Annotated in this window: 23 protein-coding genes; 18 read left to right on the top strand and 5 right to left on the bottom strand. The window is 64.1% G+C overall.

The genetic code is table 11. The annotated features are described in order from the left end of the window. Nucleotides 1-25 precede the first annotated feature (25 nt). From JF290_RS17450 to JF290_RS17365, 18 genes are all read left to right on the top strand, one after another. Complete coding sequence (locus tag JF290_RS17450; protein WP_199026173.1) at nt 26-1,078, top strand: glycosyltransferase family 2 protein; 1,053 nt, start codon at nt 26-28, stop codon at nt 1,076-1,078. A 218-nt stretch (nt 1,079-1,296) separates the two neighbouring features. After that, complete coding sequence (gene pyrC, locus JF290_RS17445) at nt 1,297-2,337, top strand: dihydroorotase (protein ID WP_199026172.1); 1,041 nt, start codon at nt 1,297-1,299, stop codon at nt 2,335-2,337. A gap of 21 nt (nt 2,338-2,358) precedes the next feature. Further along, nucleotides 2,359-3,039 (top strand): orotate phosphoribosyltransferase, encoded by a 681-nt coding sequence (locus tag JF290_RS17440; RefSeq protein WP_199026171.1) that lies wholly within the window; start codon nt 2,359-2,361, stop codon nt 3,037-3,039. A 241-nt stretch (nt 3,040-3,280) separates the two neighbouring features. Further along, nucleotides 3,281-4,774 (top strand): replicative DNA helicase, encoded by a 1,494-nt coding sequence (locus tag JF290_RS17435; protein WP_199026170.1) that lies wholly within the window; start codon nt 3,281-3,283, stop codon nt 4,772-4,774. A gap of 73 nt (nt 4,775-4,847) precedes the next feature. After that, the gene (gene alr / locus JF290_RS17430) at nt 4,848-5,882 is read left to right on the top strand and encodes an alanine racemase (RefSeq protein WP_199026169.1); all 1,035 of its coding nucleotides are present in this window, start codon (nt 4,848-4,850) and stop codon (nt 5,880-5,882) included. After that, nucleotides 5,879-6,661: an MlaE family ABC transporter permease gene (locus JF290_RS17425; protein ID WP_199026168.1), complete on the top strand. Its 783-nt coding sequence runs from the start codon at nt 5,879-5,881 to the stop codon at nt 6,659-6,661. Before alr ends, JF290_RS17425 begins: the two co-directional genes overlap by 4 nt. Further along, entirely contained in the window at nt 6,658-7,404 is a 747-nt protein-coding gene (locus JF290_RS17420; RefSeq protein ID WP_199026167.1) for an ABC transporter ATP-binding protein, read from the top strand. The genes JF290_RS17425 and JF290_RS17420 overlap by 4 nt, the downstream gene beginning before the upstream one ends. 22 nt (nt 7,405-7,426) lie before the next feature. Then, nucleotides 7,427-7,858: a paraquat-inducible protein A gene (locus JF290_RS17415; RefSeq protein WP_199026166.1), complete on the top strand. Its 432-nt coding sequence runs from the start codon at nt 7,427-7,429 to the stop codon at nt 7,856-7,858. Nucleotides 7,859-7,874: 16 nt separating this feature from the next. Beyond that, nucleotides 7,875-9,239, top strand: coding sequence for a DNA repair protein RadA (gene radA, locus JF290_RS17410; protein ID WP_199026165.1), 1,365 nt, complete (start codon nt 7,875-7,877; stop codon nt 9,237-9,239). A gap of 44 nt (nt 9,240-9,283) precedes the next feature. After that, nucleotides 9,284-9,838 carry a CvpA family protein gene (locus JF290_RS17405; protein WP_199026164.1) on the top strand — a complete coding sequence of 185 codons (555 nt, stop codon included), beginning with the start codon at nt 9,284-9,286 and terminating at the stop codon, nt 9,836-9,838. 332 nt (nt 9,839-10,170) lie between these two features. After that, a complete protein-coding gene (locus JF290_RS17400) occupies nt 10,171-10,800 on the top strand; it encodes a Hint domain-containing protein (RefSeq protein WP_199026163.1) in 630 nt (209 codons plus the stop codon). Nucleotides 10,801-10,981: 181 nt separating this feature from the next. Then, complete coding sequence (gene purF, locus JF290_RS17395; protein ID WP_199026196.1) at nt 10,982-12,439, top strand: amidophosphoribosyltransferase; 1,458 nt, start codon at nt 10,982-10,984, stop codon at nt 12,437-12,439. Between the two features lie 187 nt (nt 12,440-12,626). Further along, the gene (locus tag JF290_RS17390) at nt 12,627-12,860 is read left to right on the top strand and encodes a hypothetical protein (RefSeq protein ID WP_328701287.1); all 234 of its coding nucleotides are present in this window, start codon (nt 12,627-12,629) and stop codon (nt 12,858-12,860) included. Between the two features lie 43 nt (nt 12,861-12,903). After that, nucleotides 12,904-13,539, top strand: a complete 636-nt coding sequence (locus JF290_RS17385) for an SDR family NAD(P)-dependent oxidoreductase (protein WP_199026162.1) — start codon at nt 12,904-12,906, stop codon at nt 13,537-13,539. Between the two features lie 113 nt (nt 13,540-13,652). Next, complete coding sequence (surE, locus tag JF290_RS17380) at nt 13,653-14,435, top strand: 5'/3'-nucleotidase SurE (RefSeq protein ID WP_199026161.1); 783 nt, start codon at nt 13,653-13,655, stop codon at nt 14,433-14,435. Then, on the top strand, nt 14,432-15,079 hold the full coding sequence (locus JF290_RS17375; protein WP_199026160.1) for a protein-L-isoaspartate(D-aspartate) O-methyltransferase: 648 nt from the start codon (nt 14,432-14,434) through the stop codon (nt 15,077-15,079). Before surE ends, JF290_RS17375 begins: the two co-directional genes overlap by 4 nt. Nucleotides 15,080-15,129: 50 nt before the next feature. Continuing rightward, nucleotides 15,130-16,314 (top strand): peptidoglycan DD-metalloendopeptidase family protein, encoded by a 1,185-nt coding sequence (locus JF290_RS17370; protein ID WP_199026159.1) that lies wholly within the window; start codon nt 15,130-15,132, stop codon nt 16,312-16,314. Nucleotides 16,315-16,505: 191 nt separating this feature from the next. Then, on the top strand, nt 16,506-16,832 hold the full coding sequence (locus JF290_RS17365; RefSeq protein ID WP_199026158.1) for a hypothetical protein: 327 nt from the start codon (nt 16,506-16,508) through the stop codon (nt 16,830-16,832). A gap of 8 nt (nt 16,833-16,840) precedes the next feature. Here the strand turns inward: JF290_RS17365 and JF290_RS17360 are convergent, their stop codons facing one another. From JF290_RS17360 to JF290_RS17340, 5 genes are all read right to left on the bottom strand, one after another. Next, nucleotides 16,841-17,686, bottom strand: coding sequence for an ATP-binding protein (locus JF290_RS17360; protein ID WP_199026157.1), 846 nt, complete (start codon nt 17,684-17,686; stop codon nt 16,841-16,843). Nucleotides 17,687-17,824: 138 nt separating this feature from the next. Beyond that, entirely contained in the window at nt 17,825-18,310 is a 486-nt protein-coding gene (locus JF290_RS17355) for a porin family protein (RefSeq protein ID WP_199026156.1), read from the bottom strand. A gap of 120 nt (nt 18,311-18,430) precedes the next feature. Further along, a complete protein-coding gene (tatC, locus tag JF290_RS17350) occupies nt 18,431-19,306 on the bottom strand; it encodes a twin-arginine translocase subunit TatC (RefSeq protein WP_199026155.1) in 876 nt (291 codons plus the stop codon). After that, complete coding sequence (tatB, locus tag JF290_RS17345) at nt 19,303-19,800, bottom strand: Sec-independent protein translocase protein TatB (protein WP_199026154.1); 498 nt, start codon at nt 19,798-19,800, stop codon at nt 19,303-19,305. Before tatB ends, tatC begins: the two co-directional genes overlap by 4 nt. Before the next feature lie 5 nt (nt 19,801-19,805). Further along, complete coding sequence (locus JF290_RS17340; protein ID WP_199026153.1) at nt 19,806-20,030, bottom strand: twin-arginine translocase TatA/TatE family subunit; 225 nt, start codon at nt 20,028-20,030, stop codon at nt 19,806-19,808. Between the last annotated feature and the right edge of the window lie 8 nt (nt 20,031-20,038).

The raw sequence follows: 20,038 nt of genomic DNA, 5'->3' as shown, positions 1-20,038 counted from the left end.
ATGGCGGGATGAAGGGTTGCCTTGAATGAAGGTTCTTGCCGTCCTGACCGTGCGCAACGAATGCGCCTTCCTGCTTGAATGGCTGGCCCATCACCGCGCCACCGGCGTCACCGATTTTCTGGTTTTCTCGAACGATTGCACGGACGGCACCGATGAAATGCTCGACCGCCTCGCAGAGAAGGGCGAGATCGTCCACCAGCGCAATGAAGGGCCCTACGACAAGGGCGGCGTGCAGTTCAGCGCCTTGAAGCGAGCCGACCGGTTGAACGTGGTGCGCGCGGCCGACTGGATTGTCGCGCTCGACATCGACGAGTTCATCAACGTTCATGCGGGCGATCATACCGTGCCTGCGCTGCTCGCCGCTCTGCCCGATGCAACAGCGATCACCCTAACTTGGCGCCTGTTCGGCAATGCGGGTATCGTCGCCTACGAGGACAGCCCGATCACCGAGACGTTCACTCGCTGCGCCCCCGTGGTCATGCACTGGCCCTGGCGGTCTGCGATGTTCAAGACACTGTTCCGAAATGACGGGACCTACCGGAAACTCGGTGTTCACCGGCCGCGCAACCCGGACCCCAGTCGTCTGCCCGCCGCGCGCTGGTTCGATGGACAAGGTCGCGAGCTTGACGACCAGTTCAAGATCAGGCGGCTGTTCTCGAATTACGGGCGGCCTAACTATGGCCTCGTTCAGTTGAACCACTATCCGCTCGGAGCAATGGAAAGCTTCGTGCTCAAGGCCGACCGGGGGCGCGCGGTTCATGCCGACCACATGCTTGGCATGGACTACTGGACAGATCGAAATTTCAACACGGATACGGATGACACGATTTCGGCGCTGGCGACGGCGCGCACGATGGAACTCGCCCGCCTGCACGCCGACGCCGAATTGAACCGGCTGCATCGACAGGGCGTCGCCTGGCGCAAGACACGCTTCGGGCAACTGATGGAACAGGAACCCTTCCGCGCCCTGTTCGCTCGACTGCTGATGACGCCGCCCTCGCAACCGATCGACGCCATGACCGCGCGCCGCTTGCGCGCTCATGCGATGCGGGGCCTTGCTGGGAATGGTTCCGACTGAAATCGCAAGCAGTCCTGCGAGTGGAGGCTCGCTGCGGCTCAGCAAAGAACAGCGGCGTTGAGACGTCACGAACGGACAGAAAAACCGGCCTGGAACCGATTTCCGTATTTCGGAACACAGAAAAGGACCGCCACATCACCGACCGATACGCGGTGCGCACCGTTTCAAAACCTTTCGTCCCTCTGGTCGGCGCAAACGCGTTGTGCTAGCGCAACGCCATGAGCTCGACACTGACGATCCCCCGCCCCGACGATTGGCATCTGCACCTGCGCGACGGCGCCATGCTGGCTGCCGTTCTGCCGGAAACAGCGCGCCATTTTGCTCGTGCCATCATCATGCCCAACCTGGTGCCACCTGTCGTGACGGGGGCGCAGGCAGCAGCCTATCGCGATCGCATCCTCGCGGCGCTGCCCGAGAGCATGGCCTTTCAGCCGCTGATGACGCTTTACCTGACCGAGGACACCGACCCCGACGATGTCGCTGCGGCGCATGCGAGCGGGCTGGTCAAGGCAGTCAAACTTTACCCGGCGGGCGCGACCACCAATTCCGCGAGCGGGGTCGCCGATTTCGACCGTGTGCGCGCCGTGCTCGAACGGATGGCCGAGATCGGTCTCCCGCTCTGCGTTCACGGAGAGGTCACCTCCCCCGATATCGACATTTTCGATCGCGAGGCCGTGTTCATTGAGCGCGTGCTCGACCCGATCCGGCGCGCGACGCCGGGCCTGCGTGTGGTGATGGAGCACATCACCACATCGGGCGCGGTCGACTACGTGCAGGCAAATGACCGCGATCTGGGTGCGACGATCACGACGCACCACCTGGTCATCAACCGCAACCACATCCTCGTGGGCGGCATCAAGCCGCACTATTACTGCCTTCCCGTCGCAAAACGCGAAAGCCATCGCCTGGCGTTGGTGGCTGCGGCCACTTCGGGCGACGGGCGCTATTTCCTCGGCACCGACAGCGCGCCGCATACTGACGCACTGAAGGAAAACGCCTGCGGCTGTGCCGGCTGCTTCACCGCGACCAACACACTCTCGATCCTCGCCGAGGTCTTTGAGCAGCAGGATGCGCTCGACAAGCTCGAAGGGTTCGCCAGCCGGTTCGGGCCGGGTTTTTATGGTCTGCCGGTCAACAGCGATACCATCACCCTGACCAAGGGCGACCCGGTCAGCTATCCCGACCATATCGACACCGGAGACGGACGCGTGACCGTATTCGACCCCGGTTTTCCCCTGCACTGGCGCGTCAGCGCGTGACCTTCTGAACGGAGCCTGCCGATGATCCCGTCCTCCTACCCACCCGCGGAAGAAATTGCCCGGTTGAGCGCCCGGATGCTACTCGAGATCAAGGCGGTGCACCTCAATTCGGCCGAGCCGTTCACGCTCGCCTCGGGCCTGCCCAGCCCGACTTATATCGACTGCCGCAAGCTGATCTCCTATCCGCGCATCCGCTCCACACTGATGGATTTCCTCAGCGTCACGGTCCTGCGCAACGCCGGGTTCGAAGCCTTCGACAACATCGCCGGCGGCGAAACCGCAGGTATCCCCTTTGCCGCGCTCGTCGCGGAGCGGCTCGGGCTGCCGATGACCTATGTGCGCAAGAAGCCCAAGGGCTATGGCCGCAACGCTCGTATCGAGGGCGTCATGGGCGAAGGTGACCGGGTTCTGCTGGTCGAAGATCTGACCACGGATGGCGGATCGAAACTCAGCTTCGTGGACGCCATCCGCGACACCGGGGCCAGTTGTGCGCACACCGCGGTGATCTTCTACTACGGCATCTTTCCGGACACCGAGAAGACGCTCGGCGATCATGGCGTAGCGCTGCATCACTTGTGCACCTGGTGGGATGTTCTGGCCGAAGCGAAGTCCAGCGGTGCGTTCGATTCCGCGACGTTGCGCGATGTGGAAGCCTTCCTGACCGACCCCCGCGCCTGGCAGGATTCCCGCCGGAACGCCTGATTGAATCGTCACGGCGACACGCGCGCGGGCAACCGCAAGCGGCACGAGACCGGCACAAGATGTTGACCCGGGCGCCCGAGTCGGAGCAATATGATCCCTGCCGGGGATATGCACAGGCTATCCACACAAACATACAATTTGCACATCCCGCACCGACCCGGCTATGAGGCACGACACACGCTGACGACAGACGCGGCGAAGGACCGGAACGCGAGGAAATCGCGGGTCACCGAGGGGCAAGATGAACGAGATCACCAGTTTCGACGGCAGCGGAAGCGATCTGCAGACCACGGATACCTTGCCACATTCGGTCGAGGCCGAGCAGCAGCTTCTGGGCGCGATCCTGACCAACAACGACGTCTACGACAAGATCGCGTCGATCATCGGCGCGCAGCATTTCCATGACCCGGTGCACGCACGGATCTATGAAATCGCTGCTGCCCGCATCGCCAAGAACCAGTTGGCCTCGCCGGTTACGCTCAAGGCCTTCATGGAGGAAGATGAGGGGCTGAAGGAGCTTGGCGGGCCGGCCTATCTCGCGCGCCTTGCCGGAGCCGCGATCAGCGCCTTTGCCGTGCGCGACTATGCGCAGATGATCTATGATCTGGCGATCCGCCGTCAGTTGATCGGGCTAGGCCGAGACATCAGCGAAAAGGCCGCGCGCGTCGATGTGTCGAGCGAACCCAGCGAACAGATCGTCGAAGCCGAACAACAGCTTTACAAGCTCAGCGAACAGGGCCAGACCGAAAGCGGCTTCCAGAGCTTCCTGCGCGCCGTCACCGATGCGGTCAACGTCGCCAACGCCGCCTATCAGCGCGAAGGCGGGCTGGCAGGCGTGTCCACCGGTCTGATCGACATGGACAAGAAACTGGGCGGCTTGCACCGGTCGGACCTTCTGATTCTCGCGGGGCGGCCGTCGATGGGCAAGACGTCGCTGGCGACCAACATCGCCTTTAACGTAGCCAAGGCCTACAAGCGCGGGCGCTTGCCCGACGGGTCCGAAGGCACGATCGACGGCGGAGTCGTCGGGTTCTATTCGCTTGAGATGAGCGCCGAGCAACTCGCCGCGCGGATCCTGTCAGAAGCTTCCGAAGTCCCGTCCGAGATGATCCGCAAGGGCGACATGACCGAGGCCGAGTTCCGCCGCTTTGTCGATGCGGCCAAGTCGCTGGAAGCGTGCCCGCTCTATATCGACGACACCCCGGCCCTGCCGATCTCGCAGCTTGCGGCGCGCGCCCGGCGGCTCAAGCGGACCCACGGGCTTGACCTGTTGATCGTGGACTACCTGCAACTGGTGCGTGGCACCGGACGCTCCGAAAACCGCGTCAACGAGATTTCCGAGATCACGATGGGACTGAAAGCCATCGCAAAGGAACTCGACATCCCGGTGATCGCGCTGTCCCAGCTCAGCCGCCAGGTCGAAAATCGCGAGGACAAGCGCCCGCAGCTGTCCGACCTGCGCGAATCCGGCTCGATCGAGCAGGATGCGGACGTGGTGATGTTCGTGTTCCGCGAAGAGTATTATGTCGAGCGCGAGAAACCTTCCGATGACAGGCTCGAGGAAATGGCCGCTTGGCAGGACCGCATGGAACGCCTGCACGGCAAGGCCGAAGTGGTGATCGGCAAGCAGCGCCACGGCCCGATCGGCACCGTCGAGCTCAGCTTCGAAGGCAGGTTCACCCGCTTCGGAAACCTGGCGAAATCCTGGCAGCAAGGCGACGATCAGGGCTTCTGACTCTTGGCTGCGGGCTGCGCCGCGATGGTGTCTTTGGTCTTGACGCCCCGGCGTCCCGTGTCATGAACGCGCCATGACCGTTTCGCGCCTCACAATCGATCTGGCCGCGCTCGCTGACAATTGGCGTGCGCTCGACGCGCTGTCGGACTGCGAGACCGGCGCCGTCATCAAGGCAAACGGCTATGGCCTTGGTATCGCCAAGGTCGCAACAACACTGGCACGGGCCGGTGCACGGCGATTTTTCGTCGCGGTGGCCGAAGAAGGCGCGGCGGCGCGCGCAGCCCTTGGTCCCGGCCCCGAGATCTCCGTCTATTCCGGCCACATGGCGGACGACACCGAGGTGATCGCCGCGCATGACCTGATCCCGATGCTGAACGCGCCGGAACAGGTCCGGCGTCACATGGACCGCCTGCCGGACCACGGCTTCGGCATCCAGCTTGACAGCGGCATGAACCGGCTGGGAATGGAGCCCCCGGACTGGGCCGTCCTGCGCAGCACGGTGTTGGCTCGCGCTCCGCGGTTGGTGATGTCACACCTCGCCTGCGCGGACGAAACCGACCACCCGATGAACGCGCGGCAACTGGCTGAATTCGTCGCCATGACCGAGGGCATGGACGTCCCACGCTCGCTCGCGGCGACCGGCGGCATCCTCCTGGGACGCGACTACCATTTCGACGTGACGCGACCGGGCGTTGGTCTCTATGGCGGCCTGCCGTTTGCCAAGGCGCGTCCGGTGGTCCATGTCGACCTGCCTGTCATTCAGGTGCGCGATGTCGCGGCCGGCGAAACCGTCGGATATGGCAACACCTGGACCGCGCCCCAACCGCGCCGCATCGCCACCGTGTCGGCGGGCTATGCCGACGGGCTGCTCCGCGCCATGGGGCCGAAGATAGATCTGTACAGCGGTGCGACGGCCTGCCCGGTGGTCGGCCGCATCTCGATGGACCTCATCACGGTCGATGTGACGGATTTGCCGGAGGTGCCAGACACCCTGGAGATTTTGGGCAATCATCAGACCGTCGACAGGCTGGCTGATGCCGCCGGCACCATCGGCTATGAAATCCTGACCTCACTCGGCGGGCGATACGCGCGGGAGTATCGAGAATGAACCCGCTGACGCTGCTTCAGCGTCTCGGCCACGCCGTTCTCGGCCTCTTCGCCGTCACCGGACGGTTGTCGCTGTTCACGGCGCGCGCGGTCAGCCATATCTTCCGCCCCCCCTACTACCCCCGCGAATTCGGACATGCCCTGATGAGCATCGGCTGGCTCTCGCTGCCTGTGGTCGGCCTCACGGCGATCTTTACCGGCGGCGCTTTGGCGCTGCAGATCTATTCCGGCGGCGCACGTTTCAACGCCGAGGCCGTGGTGCCCCAGATCGTCGCCATCGGAATGGTGCGGGAACTGGGCCCGGTGCTGGTCGGACTGATGATCGCCGCGCGCGTCACCTCCTCCATCGCCGCCGAGATCGCTACGATGAAGGTGACGGAACAGATCGACGCGCTGGTGACGCTGTCGACCAATCCGATGAAATACCTCGTCGCTCCGCGCGTGCTTGCCGCCTTCATCACGGTTCCGCTGCTGGTCGCGGTCGGCGACGTGATCGGGATCGGCGGCGGCTATGTGGTCGCAGTCAAGAACCTCGGTTTCAATCCCGCGGCCTATTTGCAGAACACGGTCGATTTCCTCGAACTGCGCGATGTGGTCTCCTCGCTGGTCAAGGGCGCGGCTTTTGGGGTGATCGCCGCCATCATGGGGTGCTATTTCGGCATGCAATCGGGGCGCGGCGCGCAGGGCGTGGGCAGCGCCACCAAGGGCAGCGTCGAGGCCGCCGCGATCCTGATCCTCGCCGCCAATTTCGTGCTCACGGGGGTGTTCTTCTCGATATGATCCGGATGGAGCAGGTCAGGAAAGCCTTTGGCGACAACGAGGTGCTGCGCGGCATGGACCTCGATATCCCGAAGGGCACGTCAATGGTGATCATAGGCGGGTCGGGCACCGGCAAATCCGTGGCGTTGAAATGCATTCTCGGACTGATTCAGCCCGATTCCGGCAAGATCCTCGTCGATGGGCAGGACGCCGCGAGCGGCGACCGCGACGCTTTTCTGGCCCGGTTCGGGATGCTGTTCCAAGGCGGTGCGCTGTTTGACAGCCTGCCGGTCTGGCAGAACGTCGCCTTCCGCCTGCTGCGCGGCTCGCTCAAGCGCCCGCAGGCCGAGGCGCGCGAGATCGCCATCGACAAGCTGCGCCGCGTCGGGCTGAAATCCAAGGTCGCGGACCTGTTCCCGGCCGAACTGTCAGGCGGCATGCAGAAGCGCGTCGGCCTCGCCCGCGCCATTGCCGCCGAACCCGAGATCATCTTCTTCGATGAACCCACGACCGGGCTCGACCCGATCATGTCGGGCGTCATCAACGACCTGATCCGCGAAATCGTGGTCGAGATGGGCGCGACCGCCATGACCATCACCCATGACATGACCAGCGTGCGCGCCATCGCAGACAATGTCGCCATGCTGCATGACGGGGTGATCAAGTGGACCGGGCCAGTCGCACAGATGGACAACAGCGGCGACCCGTATCTCGACCAGTTCATTCACGGCCGCGCCGAAGGCCCCATCGAGGCCGTGCGGTGACTGCCGCGGGCCTGTAGCCGCGATGCCGATCCGAATCTGCAACCTCGCCTTGCTGGTGCTCTACCCCATCGCCTGGTTCGCGCCGCTGCTGCGCGCGGGGATCGACTTGCCGCTTTTCGGGCTGACCGAAATCTCGGTCATCTCGGGCCTACAGGCGCTGTGGCAGACAGACGTGGCGCTGGCGCTGCTGGTCACGTTCCTCGCCGTCTTCGCGCCCTACATGAAGACCATCGGCATCGCGTTGATCCACTTCGGCCAGATGCGCCGGCGGGTGCTGCCGGTCCTCGAGATTCTCGGCAAGCTGGCGATGGCAGACGTGTTCCTGATTGCGCTCTACATCGTGGTGGTCAAGGGAATCGGGCTGGCCCATGTCGAGACCGCCTGGGGACTCTACCTCTTCACCGGCTGCGTTCTGGCGTCGATCGCGATTAGCCATTTGACCGCCAAACGCTGACGGGCCACAAGACGGCATGGCAAAACCAAAGACCTTCCTTTGCTCCGCTTGCGGCGCGTCCTTCTCAAAATGGTCCGGCCAGTGCGATGCCTGCGGCGACTGGAACACGATCAGCGAGGAAAGGCCGCTGTCGGCAGGCCCTGCATCCAAGACGCTGGGTGCCAAGCGCGGCAGCGCGATCACCCTGACGGATCTTTCGACCGAAGAAACCCCGCCACCGCGCACCTTGTCGGGCCTTGACGAGCTTGATCGGGTGCTCGGCGGCGGTCTGGTCCCGTCTTCTGCCGTGCTGGTCGGCGGCGATCCGGGCATCGGCAAGTCGACCCTGTTGCTGCAAGCGGCAGCGAAGTTCGCGCAGGCCGGGCTCAGGACGCTCTATGTCAGCGGCGAAGAGGCCAGCGCCCAGGTCCAGATGCGGGCGCAGCGGCTGGGACTGGCCGAGGCACCGGTCAAGCTGGCCGCCGAAACCAACTTGCGCGACATTCTGACGACACTGGATGCCGAGCGTCCCCAGTTGGTGATCATCGACTCGATCCAGACCATGTGGGCCGACAACGTCGAAAGCGCCCCCGGCTCCGTCAGCCAGGTGCGCGCCGCAGCCCACGAATTGACCAGCTTCGCCAAGCGGCGCGGTGTGTCGGTCGTGCTGGTCGGGCATGTCACCAAGGACGGGCAGATCGCCGGCCCGCGCGTGGTCGAACACATGGTCGACACGGTGCTCTATTTCGAGGGCGAACGCGGCCATCAGTTCCGCATCCTGCGCGCGGTCAAGAACCGGTTCGGCCCGGCGGACGAGATCGGAGTCTTCGAGATGACGGGCATGGGACTGGCCGAAGTCACGAACCCGTCGGCCCTGTTCCTGTCCGAACGCGGCCAGCCCAGCCCCGGGTCGGTCGTCTTCGCCGGGATCGAAGGTACCCGGCCGGTTCTGGTCGAATTGCAGGCGCTGGTCGCGCCGAGCCCCCATTCACAGCCCCGCCGGACCGTGGTCGGCTGGGATGGCGGACGTCTCGCGATGATCCTCGCGGTGCTCGAGGCGCGCTGTGGCATCCCGTTTGCCGGGCTTGACGTCTATCTGAACGTCGCCGGCGGTCTCAAGATTTCCGAACCCGCGGCCGATCTGGCCGTAGCGGCGGCCCTGCTCTCTGCGCGGGAAGATGCCGCTTTGCCGGCCGATACGGTTGTTTTTGGTGAAATCAGCCTGTCCGGGGCATTGCGCCCGGCGCCGCAGACAGAAAACAGGTTGAAAGAAGCCCAAAAACTTGGTTTTACCGCCGCCATTGCCCCTTCCGGTGGCAAAACCGGCACAGTTTCCGGCCTTGCGTTAACGCAAGCGACAGACTTGACGGGTTTTGTTGGCGAAGTGTTCGGGGCGGGATAGCATCGCGCAATCGGGCACGGGCAGAAAACGGACAGGCAAGGACCATGGAAGGTTTTACCATTATCGATGGGGTCGTGGCCCTGATCATCGTCGTGTCGGCGCTTCTGGCCTATTCCCGCGGCCTGGTGCGCGAACTCATGGCGATCGCAGGTTGGGTCGCGGCGGCGGTTCTGGGCTTTCTGTTCGCGCCCAAGGTCGAGCCGCTGATCAAGGAAGTACCGGTGCTCGGCGACTTCGTCGCCGACAGTTGCGAACTCAGCATCATCGCCGCCTTTGCCGCCGTCTTCGCCGTCGCCCTGATCATCGTGTCCTTCTTCACGCCACTGTTTTCGTCGCTCGTGCAGCGCTCGGCCCTTGGCGGGGTGGACCAGGGGCTCGGGTTCTTTTTCGGCGTCGCGCGCGGCATTCTGCTGATCGCGATCGCCTTCTTCGTTTACGAGACGGTGGTCACTGCGCAGACCTTCACCATGGTCGATCAGAGCCGGTCGGCGCAGGTCTTCACCCAACTCACCGACGCGATCGAAGAGCGAAATCCCGAACAGGCGTTGGGATGGATCACCCAGCAATACGAGAACCTGGTGAGTTCCTGCGGCCAGTGAGGCGGGTCCAGAGCACCCCGAGTTGAACGACGTCTCGCACGCGGGCCGGACTTGCCGCCCTGATTTCTCCCCAGAACCGCCCAGATTGAACCGGGCCCGGCCACAGAATCTACCCTTGGCACAGCGAATCTGACCGCGAAAACGGCCTGTCTTGGTTTCCAACTCTTTAACCGGCGTTCACGAGATAGCGCCAATGCGCATTGACCGGGCCGGTTCTTGCCGGATTAGGAAAAAGTAAACGATTAAGGCCTCAAACGTGACGAAAAAACGGCGAATTTTCGATGCCAGGTAAGTGTCAGACACACCGACCACGCTGACAAAGGATTTTCCCGATGCTTCTCAACCACAGCCAAGCTTTCGCCTCCTTCCTGCCCTCCGACATCGCGCCCCGCAAGCCCGCACAGACCATGCCCCGCCGGGTCGAACTCAGCGCCGTCAAGGACGGCACGATGCTGGAAACGCCGACAGGCTGGCGCCGGGTCGAAGAGCTCTCCGCCGGCGATCAGGTCTATACGCTGGATGGCGGTTTCACCGAGTTGACCGGCACACGCTCGCATCGCCTTGCCCCCGGCACGGCACGGATGATGCATGTTCCGGCCGGTGCGCTGAACAACTGTTCCGACCTGATCCTGACCGCAGGCCAGCATGTCGCGATGATCGAACCTGAATGCGAAACCCTTTTCGGTGCTCCCTGCGTGCTGGTCCCCGCCGCCGCCATGGCCGGTTTCCGCGGCATCCACGCGTTGACCGCCTTTGGCGAGACCACGGCGACCGAACTGACCTTCGACACCGAAGAAATCGTCTATGCCCAGACCGGCGCGCTGTTGCATGTGGCATCGGGAACGACCGATCCATTCTTCCGCACCCTTGGATATGGCGAAACCCGCGCCCTGCTGACCATGCTGAACGGCGGCCATCTTGCGCTCGACCCTATCGGCTTCGCCCCGGCGCTCGCCGCCTGATCCAGACCCCGCCTTGCCTGCTGCAAATGGCCGCTCCGACCTGGGGCGGCCTTTGCCGTTCCGGCATCCGGCAATGCAACGCTTTCATGACAGCATGGGTGACATGGGCGGGCAGAGGCACTATGTCATGACGCGACCCCGTCATTGGATTCGGAGCCCTCTCCCCTTGTCCGACCTGAACATGCCCCCCGCCCATCCGTTCGACGACGACAAGCTCCGCGAAGAATGCGGAATTTTCGGCGTCGTCGGCGTGCAGGACGCATCGACCTTCGTGGCGCTCGGGCTGCACGCGCTGCAACATCGCGGCCAGGAAGCCGGCGGCATCGTCAGCCACGACCCGGACCACGGGTTCAACCAGGCGCGCCGCTTCGGCTATGTGCGCGACAATTTCACGAGCCAGAAGATCATGGAAACCCTGCCCGGCCCGATCGCCATCGGCCATGTGCGCTATTCCACATCGGGCTCCAAGGGACAGACCGCGATCCGCGATGTCCAGCCGTTCTTCGGCGAATTCTCCATGGGCGGTGCCGCCATTGCCCACAACGGCAACATCACCAACGCCAACGCCCTGCGGCGCGAGTTGATCGAGCGCGGCTCGATCTTCCAGAGCAGCAGCGACAGCGAGTGCATCATCCACCTGATGGCGCGCTCGATGGGCCGCTCGATCCCCGACCGGATGGAAGAAGCGCTCCGCAAGGTGGAAGGCGCGTTTTCCGTTGTCGCCATGACACGCACCAAGCTGATCGGCGTGCGCGACCCGCTCGGCGTGCGCCCTCTGGTTCTGGGCAAGATCGGCGACGGCTGGGCGCTGAGTTCGGAAACCTGTGCACTCGACATCATCGGTGCCGAGTTCGTCCGCGAAATCCGCCCCGGCGAGATGGTCGTCATCAACGGAAGCGGCGTGCAGAGCCACTTCCCTTTCCGCCCTCAGCCCTCGCGTTTCTGCATCTTCGAACACGTTTATTTCAGCCGCCCCGACAGCATCCTTGGGGGCCGCAGCGTCTATGAAACCCGCGAGAACATCGGTCGCGAGTTGGCCAAGGAAAGCCCGGTCGACGCCGATCTGGTCTGCCCGGTGCCCGACAGCGGCACACCGGCCGCGATCGGTTACAGCCTGCAAAGCGGCATCCCCTACGCCATGGGGATCATCCGCAACCAGTACATGGGCCGAACCTTCATCGAACCGACCGAGCAGATCCGCAATATGGGGGTGCGTCTCAAGCTGAACGTGAACCGCGCCCTGATCAAGGACAAGCGCGTGATCCTGGTCGACGACTCGGTGGTGCGGGGCACGACCAGCCGCAAGATCAAGGAGATGATCCTTGATGCCGGCGCCCGCGAGGTGCATTTCCGCATCGCATCGCCACCCACCGCCTGGCCCTGTTTTTACGGTGTGGACACGCCACAGCGCGAGAAACTGCTTGCCGCGACCATGTCCGAAGACGAGATGTGCCGCCACCTCGCGGTAGACAGCCTCAAGTTCATTTCGCTCGACGGTCTCTATCGCGCCGTCGGTGAAGCGCAGGGCCGCAACGCGGAGTGTCCGCAATATTGCGATGCCTGCTTTTCGGGAGAATACCCGGTCGAACCGGCCGACATGCTCGAACAGGGGTTCGAAATGAAACCGGCGGCGGAATAGGCCAGCGGCCACCTTACGGAACGTCAATAGGCAAGGCGCCGCGCATTCTCGCGGTGGGGCGAAAAGGTCGTCTTTCGGCCGTTTGCGGGGAATGGTAGCGGGCATCAAAGCAATGCCGCATCGCGGCAATTTCCGCGCAAGGACCGACATGGCAAACCCTTCCGATTCCTCCCAAACCCCAGCATCCGTGGGGGACATCGCCACGCAACGCCGCGCGCTGCAACGCGGCGACCTCGAACTGATCGGCCTCTTCGGTCCTACCAACGACCTGTCGGCCCTGCTGCGCAAGCCAGGCGGCGGAATTGCCAGGGTCAAGGCCGGCGACAAGCTGTCTGCGGGCCAAGTGATAGCCATCGACGAATCCGGACTCGTACTGGAGAAAAACGGGCGCACGCGCCGTCTGTCGCTGCCTTCGGGCTGATCCGGACTTGACGCTGTTGCGCGAAGGCTCCAAACCCGCGCCCATGACACAGATTGCCTTGATCACCGGCGCATCGCGCGGGCTGGGAGCTGCCCTCGCCGTTGCGTTGGCACCGACCCATCACATCGTTGCCGTCGCCCGCACCACTGGCGCGCTCGAAGAACTCGACGACCGGATAAAGTCCGCAGGCGGCAGCGCCACGCTGGCTCCGATGGACATCACCGACCCCAACGCCATGGCGACACTCTGCCGGGGCATCCACGACCGCTGGGGACGGCTCGATCTGTGGCTGCACACGGCGGTTCACGCGGCGATGCTGTGCCCAGCCAATTTCGTCGATACGAAAGACTGGCAGAAATCGGTCGCGATCAACGCCACCGCCCCGTCGGTTCTGATCCCCTATGTCGCGCCGCTGCTGGGCGCCGAGGGGCGGGCAGTGTTTTTTGACGACCCGCGCGCGGGCGAAAAGTTCTTCGGCATCTACGGCGCGACCAAGGCGGCGCAGATCGCCTTGGCGCGCAGTTGGGCCGCCGAAACGGTCAGGACCGGGCCCAAGGTGCACGTGCTGACCCCAAACCCAATGCCCACGGCGACGCGCGCACGCTTCTTCCCGGGCGAAGACCGCAGTTCTCTCGCCGCGCCCGCGGACGAGGCTGCGCGCCTTCTGGCGTTGCTCTAATGCATCCATCGCTGCCCACAACGCCGAACGTGCGGATAATTTGAACCTGACCCGGTGCGCTTGCTTGCCCGGGCCAAGGGCTGCGTCTATCAAGTGGCAAACAGGCGGGCGAAATGCGTATTCTGATTACCAACGATGACGGGATCAATGCTCCGGGACTGGAGATCCTCGAAGCCATCGCGACCGAACTGGCCGGTCCCTCGGGCGAGGTCTGGACCGTCGCGCCCGCTTTCGAACAATCTGGCGTCGCCCATTGCATCAGCTTCACGCATCCGATGATGATTGCCAAGATGGGTGAACGCCGCTTCGCCGCCGAGGGAAGCCCTGCGGATTGCGTGATGGCGGGGCTGCACGACGTGATGGCCAATTGCCGGCCCGACCTGGTCCTGTCGGGTGTGAACCGCGGCAACAATTCGGCGGAGAACGCGCTCTATTCCGGCACACTGGGTGGCGCGATGGAGGCAGCGTTGCAAGGGCTGCCCGCCATCGCCATGTCGCAGTATTACGGGCCAAAGAACTTCGGGCTCGACAATCCGTTCGAAGCCGCCGCCGCCCATGGCGCCGAGGTGGTCCGCCGCATTCTCGATGCCAGCCCGGAGCAGGACGACGAATACCGCCTGTTCTTCAACGTGAACTTCCCGCCGATCCCGGCCGACGAGGTGCGCGGCTTTCGTGTCGTGCCGCAGGGCTTTCGGCCCGGCACATCCTTCGGGGTCGAGCCGCACAGTTCGCCTTCCGGGCGCCGCTTTCTGTGGATCAAGGGCGGCAACCAACAGATCCGCACCGCGCCCGATACCGACGCCGCGGTCAATCTCGACGGCTACGTGTCGATCACGCCGATGCGCGCCGACCTGACAGCGCATGACGTTCTGGACGGGATGAAATCCATCGAATGACCCTGCCCTCGGCCGAAACCAAGATGCAGTTTCTCTTCGCCCTGCGGTCGCGCGGGGTCACGGACAAGCGGGTGCTGGAGGCGATGGAGGCCATCGACCGTGGCAAGTTCGTGCGCGGCATCTTCGCCGATCGCGCCTATGAAGACATGCCGCTGCCGATCGCTTGTGGGCAGACGATCAGCCAGCCCTCGGTCGTAGGGCTGATGACCCAGGCACTGCAGATCTCGCCGCGCGACAAGGTGCTCGAGGTCGGAACCGGCTCGGGCTACCAGGCGGCGGTGCTGTCGCGGCTGGCGCGGCGTGTCTATACGGTCGACCGGCACGCCCGGTTGACGCGCGCCGCCAAGGCTGTGTTCGACGAGTTGTCGCTCAGCAACATCACACCGATCGTGGCCGATGGCTCGTTCGGGCTGCCCGAGCAGGCACCGTTCGACCGGATCCTGGTCACGGCCGCTGCAGAGGACCCGCCGGGGCCGCTCTTGGCGCAGTTGAAAATCGACGGTATCATGGTGGTGCCCGTCGGGCAGTCGGATGCGGTCCAGACCCTTATCAAGGTGCGCCGGACCGAGTCCGGCTTTGAGTATGACGAACTCCGTCCGGTACGGTTCGTGCCGCTGCTCGAAGGCTTGGGCAAGGACGGCTGACAGGCACGAGACCCCCCGCACAAGAGGGGGACCTTTTGAGGATGATTGAGATGGCATTTTTCCCGAACCCCCGACATAGGAGCCTGACCGCCGGGGTCGCGCTGCTGGCGGTGCTGGCGGGCTGCTCCGAGCCGCTGGACTTCGACCTGCGGGGACAGGTCGGGGCTTTCAACACCGCAGATGCCGCGCGCAACGTCACCGTCGCACGGCCCGAACCGGATGCGCGCGGGATCATCTCCTATCCCAATTACCAGGTGGCTGTAGCACGGCGTGGCGACAGCGTTGCCGACGTGGCCGGGCGGATCGGGTTGCCCGCGGCGCAATTGGCCAATTTCAACGGGTTGAAGCCCGAAGACCAGATGCGCGGCGGCGAAATCCTGGCGCTGCCGCAACGGGTCGCCGAACCCTCTGCGGCGACGGGTGCGGTGGACATCGCCACGCTCGCAGGCAGCGCCATCGACGCGGCGCCGGATACAAGCCCGGTGCAGACCAGCACGCTTGCCCCGGCCGCGCAGCCGACGCCCACTGTGATCGAACGTGCAAGCCCCGAACCCGTGCGCCACAAGGTCGTTCGCGGCGAAACCGCCTATACGATCTCGCGCCTCTACCAGGTGCCGGTCAAGTCGCTGGCGGAGTGGAACGGTCTGGATTCGGATTTCACGATTCGCGAAGGCCAATACCTGCTGATCCCGGTCAAGGGCGCACAGCCGCCGGCGCGCAGCGGCACGGCCACGGCCGCAGCGGCCACGACCGTGACCGAACCCGGGACCGGCTCGCCCACGCCGACGCCGCCGAGCGCGACGACCCCCCTGCCCGACGAACGCATCGCAGCCCGCGCCCCAGAGCCGCCTGAAACCGATATCGGTGCCCCGTCCCTGCCCAGCACCGCGGCGATGGCCTTCCCGGTTCAGGGCAAGATCATCCGCACCTACTCCAAGGGCCGCAACGAAGGTGTGGACATCGCAGCGGCCCCTGGCACGGCGGTGACCGCCGCCGCCGACGGATCGGTCGCCGCGATCACGCAGGACGCCGACCAGGTGCCGATCGTGGTGGTGCGTCATCCCGACAACCTGCTGACGGTCTATGCCAACGTCTCCGGGATCACGGTCAAGAAGGGCGACAGCATCAAGCGCGGTCAGAAACTGGCGCAGCTGCGCGATGGCGACAATGCCTATGTCCATTTCGAGGTGCGCAACGGGTTCGAAAGTGTCGATCCCATGCCCTATCTCGAGTGATCCCGCGCTCGGCCTCGCGCTTTGGTGTGTTGACAGGGGCGTCGCCCGTGACAGTGTAGCCAACAGTGCACCGCTTGGCGTGAACGGGCCCGAACGCGTCAACAGACCTCTCAACCTCCCGGCGTCATTCGTGGTTCAATGAATTCGACTGGACGAGATGTGGTGCCGACACAGTATCTGAGGTGTTCCAAATGAAACCATTCCTCCTGTCCGCCATCGCCGCCCTGCTCGCCACCGGTGCCGCCGCCTGCCCTTGGGCCGGCGTGTCCCAAAAGGGGACACACCAGAACCTGCAGTTCGAATTCACCATGAACGAGGACTGCTCCGAAGTGGTTTTTCAATCCACCGGCAATGCCGGGTTTCAGCCCGCGGACACGCCCGAAACCTTTGCCGTGGCGCCGACCGAGGAAGGTTGGGCGGCGGACATAAACAGCGTCACGACCACTTTCCTGAAGGATGGGCGCTGGATCGATTTCATCGGCTCTGGCGTCAATCTGCGGGTTCAGACCGACGGCTGAGAGCGGCATCAGCCGGGCAGCGCCACCTTGTGACGTCCGGCCAGATCGACGAAGAATTGCCAGGCGACGCGGCCCGATCGCGCACCGCGCGTCGCCTGCCATTCGATCGCTTCGGCGCGCAAGGTTTCTTCTTTGATTTCGACCCCATACGCAGCGCAATAGCGATCGATCATCGCGAGGTATTCGTCCTGCGAACAGGGGTGGAAGCCCAGCCAGAGACCGAACCGGTCCGACAGCGAGACCTTCTCCTCGACCGCTTCGGATGGGTTAATGGCACTGCTACGCTCGTTTTCAATCATATCGCGCGGCATCAGGTGGCGACGGTTTGAAGTCGCGTAGAAGGCGACGTTCTCGGGCCGCCCCTCGATGCCGCCGTCCAGCACCGCCTTGAGGCTCTTGTAGTGTTGGTCGTCATGGGAAAAAGACAGATCGTCACAGAACAGAAGGAAGCGAAACGGCGCACTGCGCAAATGGGCGAGAAGGCGGCCGACGCTGGGCAGGTCCTCGCGTTGCAACTCGACCAATTTCAGATCTGCATGTGACGCTTGGACTTCGGCATGCACCGCCTTGACAAGGCTTGATTTTCCCATGCCCCGCGCGCCCCACAACAGGGCGTTGTTGGCCGCGTAGCCAGCGGCGAACCGGCGAGTGTTTTCAAGCAGCGTGTCACGGGACCGGTCGATCCCCACCAGCAGGTCTAGACCCACTCGGCTGACCTGTTCGACAGGCTCCAGCCTGTCAGGCTCCACATGCCAGACAAAGGCTGCGGCGCTGGTGAAATCGGGCGCAGGCATTGGGGGCGGCGACATCCGTTCCAGCGCCTCGGCGATGCGTCCCACTGCGTTCTCTTCCATGCTCCCTGCCCTCCTGATCCGTCAGTTCGCGCCAGAAACCACGTTCCGGCCGGGGCGGCAAGTGTCAGGAAGGCGAGAGAGGTTTGGTCAGCTTCGCCCATTCCGCCGCGGCGCGTCATACGCCCCCGGCAGATGCGATCAGAGCCGGAAGCCGATGCTGATGCCCGCGACGATCGAGGTCTCGCCGTCGACCCAATCGATGTTGATCTCAGGCTTGAGCGTGTAGCCGCCGCGCATCTCGAACTCGTACCCCACGCCAGCGCGCATCAGGAATTCCTGTTCGTCGCCCTCGAACTCGAGCCCCGGCATCGCGGTGAACTGCCATCCGCTGCCGTCGAACCCGAAGACGACCGGAATGCCGACCACCCAACTGTCGAGCGGATCACGCGCATATTCCGCCAGCAGGCCGAGGCCGACCGTTTCGTTGAACTGGTAGCGATACTGCCCGCCGACCGAGAACGCGTTTTCGCGCTCGCCTTCCCGCTCGGCGCTGGTGTTGCCGGCGAAGAACTCGAGCACATGCGGGCTTTCGAGTCCGCGTTCCCGGGCTGTCGCCTGAAGCGGCAGCAGGGCGAGCGCGGTTCCGGCGACGAAGGACGGAACGGGACGGATCAAGGCAGACATCGGGAACCTCCTGTGTGCGGGCCGGTTCATCCGGCGCCGTCGTTGCGCCAGCCTAGCCGATCCCGAAGCTGCCCGCGAAAAGAAAAACGCCCCCGGATCGGCATCCGGGGGCGAGAGATATCAGCGAGTGTCGTCCTTTTCGAACTCATCCATCAGCGGATCGTCGAACTCGTCGTCGTCATAGTAGCCCTGTGCGCGCAACTCGGCTTCGCGCTTGGTTTCGACCCGGCGCACCAGCCAGATCGATACTTCGTAGAGACCGTAGACCACGACGAACAGGATGACCTGGGTGATGACATCAGGCGGCGTCACCAGCGCAGCCAGCACGAGGATCGCCACCACGGCGTATTTGCGCACGTTGCCGAGGCCTTCGGCGCTGACCAGTCCGGCCTTGCCCATCAAGGTCAAAAGGACCGGAAGCTGGAAGCAAAGGCCAAATGCGACAATGAACTTGATCGTCAGGTTGAGGTATTCCTGCGCGCTACCCTGGAACACCACGCTGAGTGGCGCCGTGCCTTCGGCCACGGCCTCGCCTTCGGCGCCGAACTGCTGGAAACCGAGGAAGAAGTCATAGGCCAGCGGGGTGACGATGTAGAAGGCGAAGCTGGCGCCCAGCAAGAACATGAAGGGCGAAGCGATCAGGAAGGGCAGGAAAGCGCCCTTTTCCGACTTGTAGAGCCCCGGTGCCACAAAGCGCCACATCTGCAGGCCGATATAGGGGAAGGCCAGAAGGAAACCGCCCAGCAGCGAGACCTTGATCGCGACGAAGAAGCCTTCCTGCGGGCTGATGAAGATCAGGTCGCAATCCTGTCCCCGCTCGGCCAGAACCTCGCAGAGCGGCGCGGTGAGGAAATTGAAGGCCGGCGTGGCGAAGGTGAAACAGATCACCATGCCGACAATGAAGGCCACGACCGAATGGATGAGCCGGTTGCGCAGCTCGGCCAGGTGTTCGATCAGCGGTGCGCTGCTGTCGTCGATCTCGTCGGTCTGGCTCATGACTTGCTGTCCGATGTCGGGGTGTCAGCCGGGGCCGGGCCGACGGCGGCTTCCATCTCGGCGGCCTTGGCCTGCGCTTCGGCAGCCTCGCGGGCCAGCCGGTCGGCGGCGGCGCGGGCACTGGCGGCCTGGATCTTCTTGGCCTTCTCGGCGCGTTCGGCGGCCAGCTTGCCGGTGGCACTGTCAGGATCGTATTTGCCCGCGTCGAACTTGGCCGGGTTGATGCTTTCTGTCAGGTCACGCGTGGCGTCCTTGACGCCATCCATGGCGCTGGCGACCGGATTGGTCGCCGATTTAAGCCCCTTGGCCACGTCGCGGATGCCGGATTCATCGGCCGCGTCGTTCATGGCGCTCGAGAACTCACGCGCCATGCCCTTGGCCTTGCCGATGAAGCGTCCGACATTGCGAAACAGCACCGGCAGGTCCTTGGGACCGACCACGATCAGGGCCACGATCCCGATGAGCAGAAGCTCCGTCCACCCCAGGTCGAACATTCAGGTTATGCCTTGTCCTTGTCGGCGGCCGGGTCGACGGGAGTGACGTCCTTGGCGTCGGCCACCTTGTCGTCGTCCAGTTCCTTCTGGCCCTCGCTGATACCCTTCTTGAACGATGTGATGCCCTTGCCCACCTCGCCCATCAGCGAACTGATCTTGCCGCGTCCGAACAGCACCAGGACCACAACCGCGATCAAGAGCAGGCCCGGCAGGCCGATATTGTTCAACATCTCCGTCT

Origin of the sequence: Sedimentitalea arenosa (genome assembly GCF_016428585.1) — a bacterium.
GTDB lineage: Bacteria > Pseudomonadota > Alphaproteobacteria > Rhodobacterales > Rhodobacteraceae > Sedimentitalea > Sedimentitalea arenosa.
This window is presented reverse-complemented; position numbering and strand designations above follow the sequence as displayed.

What these genes read in the sequence shown, in the direction of transcription:
- JF290_RS17450 (WP_199026173.1), top strand. Translation starts at nt 26, where the DNA reads ATGAAGGTTCTTGCCGTCCTGACCGTGCGCAACGAATGCGCCTTCCTG.
- pyrC (WP_199026172.1), top strand. Translation starts at nt 1,297, where the DNA reads ATGAGCTCGACACTGACGATCCCCCGCCCCGACGATTGGCATCTGCAC.
- JF290_RS17440 (WP_199026171.1), top strand. Translation starts at nt 2,359, where the DNA reads ATGATCCCGTCCTCCTACCCACCCGCGGAAGAAATTGCCCGGTTGAGC.
- JF290_RS17435 (WP_199026170.1), top strand. Translation starts at nt 3,281, where the DNA reads ATGAACGAGATCACCAGTTTCGACGGCAGCGGAAGCGATCTGCAGACC.
- alr (WP_199026169.1), top strand. Translation starts at nt 4,848, where the DNA reads ATGACCGTTTCGCGCCTCACAATCGATCTGGCCGCGCTCGCTGACAAT.
- JF290_RS17425 (WP_199026168.1), top strand. Translation starts at nt 5,879, where the DNA reads ATGAACCCGCTGACGCTGCTTCAGCGTCTCGGCCACGCCGTTCTCGGC.
- JF290_RS17420 (WP_199026167.1), top strand. Translation starts at nt 6,658, where the DNA reads ATGATCCGGATGGAGCAGGTCAGGAAAGCCTTTGGCGACAACGAGGTG.
- JF290_RS17415 (WP_199026166.1), top strand. Translation starts at nt 7,427, where the DNA reads ATGCCGATCCGAATCTGCAACCTCGCCTTGCTGGTGCTCTACCCCATC.
- radA (WP_199026165.1), top strand. Translation starts at nt 7,875, where the DNA reads ATGGCAAAACCAAAGACCTTCCTTTGCTCCGCTTGCGGCGCGTCCTTC.
- JF290_RS17405 (WP_199026164.1), top strand. Translation starts at nt 9,284, where the DNA reads ATGGAAGGTTTTACCATTATCGATGGGGTCGTGGCCCTGATCATCGTC.
- JF290_RS17400 (WP_199026163.1), top strand. Translation starts at nt 10,171, where the DNA reads ATGCTTCTCAACCACAGCCAAGCTTTCGCCTCCTTCCTGCCCTCCGAC.
- purF (WP_199026196.1), top strand. Translation starts at nt 10,982, where the DNA reads ATGCCCCCCGCCCATCCGTTCGACGACGACAAGCTCCGCGAAGAATGC.
- JF290_RS17385 (WP_199026162.1), top strand. Translation starts at nt 12,904, where the DNA reads ATGACACAGATTGCCTTGATCACCGGCGCATCGCGCGGGCTGGGAGCT.
- surE (WP_199026161.1), top strand. Translation starts at nt 13,653, where the DNA reads ATGCGTATTCTGATTACCAACGATGACGGGATCAATGCTCCGGGACTG.
- JF290_RS17375 (WP_199026160.1), top strand. Translation starts at nt 14,432, where the DNA reads ATGACCCTGCCCTCGGCCGAAACCAAGATGCAGTTTCTCTTCGCCCTG.
- JF290_RS17370 (WP_199026159.1), top strand. Translation starts at nt 15,130, where the DNA reads ATGGCATTTTTCCCGAACCCCCGACATAGGAGCCTGACCGCCGGGGTC.
- JF290_RS17365 (WP_199026158.1), top strand. Translation starts at nt 16,506, where the DNA reads ATGAAACCATTCCTCCTGTCCGCCATCGCCGCCCTGCTCGCCACCGGT.
- JF290_RS17360 (WP_199026157.1), bottom strand. Translation starts at nt 17,686, where the DNA reads ATGGAAGAGAACGCAGTGGGACGCATCGCCGAGGCGCTGGAACGGATG.
- JF290_RS17355 (WP_199026156.1), bottom strand. Translation starts at nt 18,310, where the DNA reads ATGTCTGCCTTGATCCGTCCCGTTCCGTCCTTCGTCGCCGGAACCGCG.
- tatC (WP_199026155.1), bottom strand. Translation starts at nt 19,306, where the DNA reads ATGAGCCAGACCGACGAGATCGACGACAGCAGCGCACCGCTGATCGAA.
- tatB (WP_199026154.1), bottom strand. Translation starts at nt 19,800, where the DNA reads ATGTTCGACCTGGGGTGGACGGAGCTTCTGCTCATCGGGATCGTGGCC.
- JF290_RS17340 (WP_199026153.1), bottom strand. Translation starts at nt 20,030, where the DNA reads ATGTTGAACAATATCGGCCTGCCGGGCCTGCTCTTGATCGCGGTTGTG.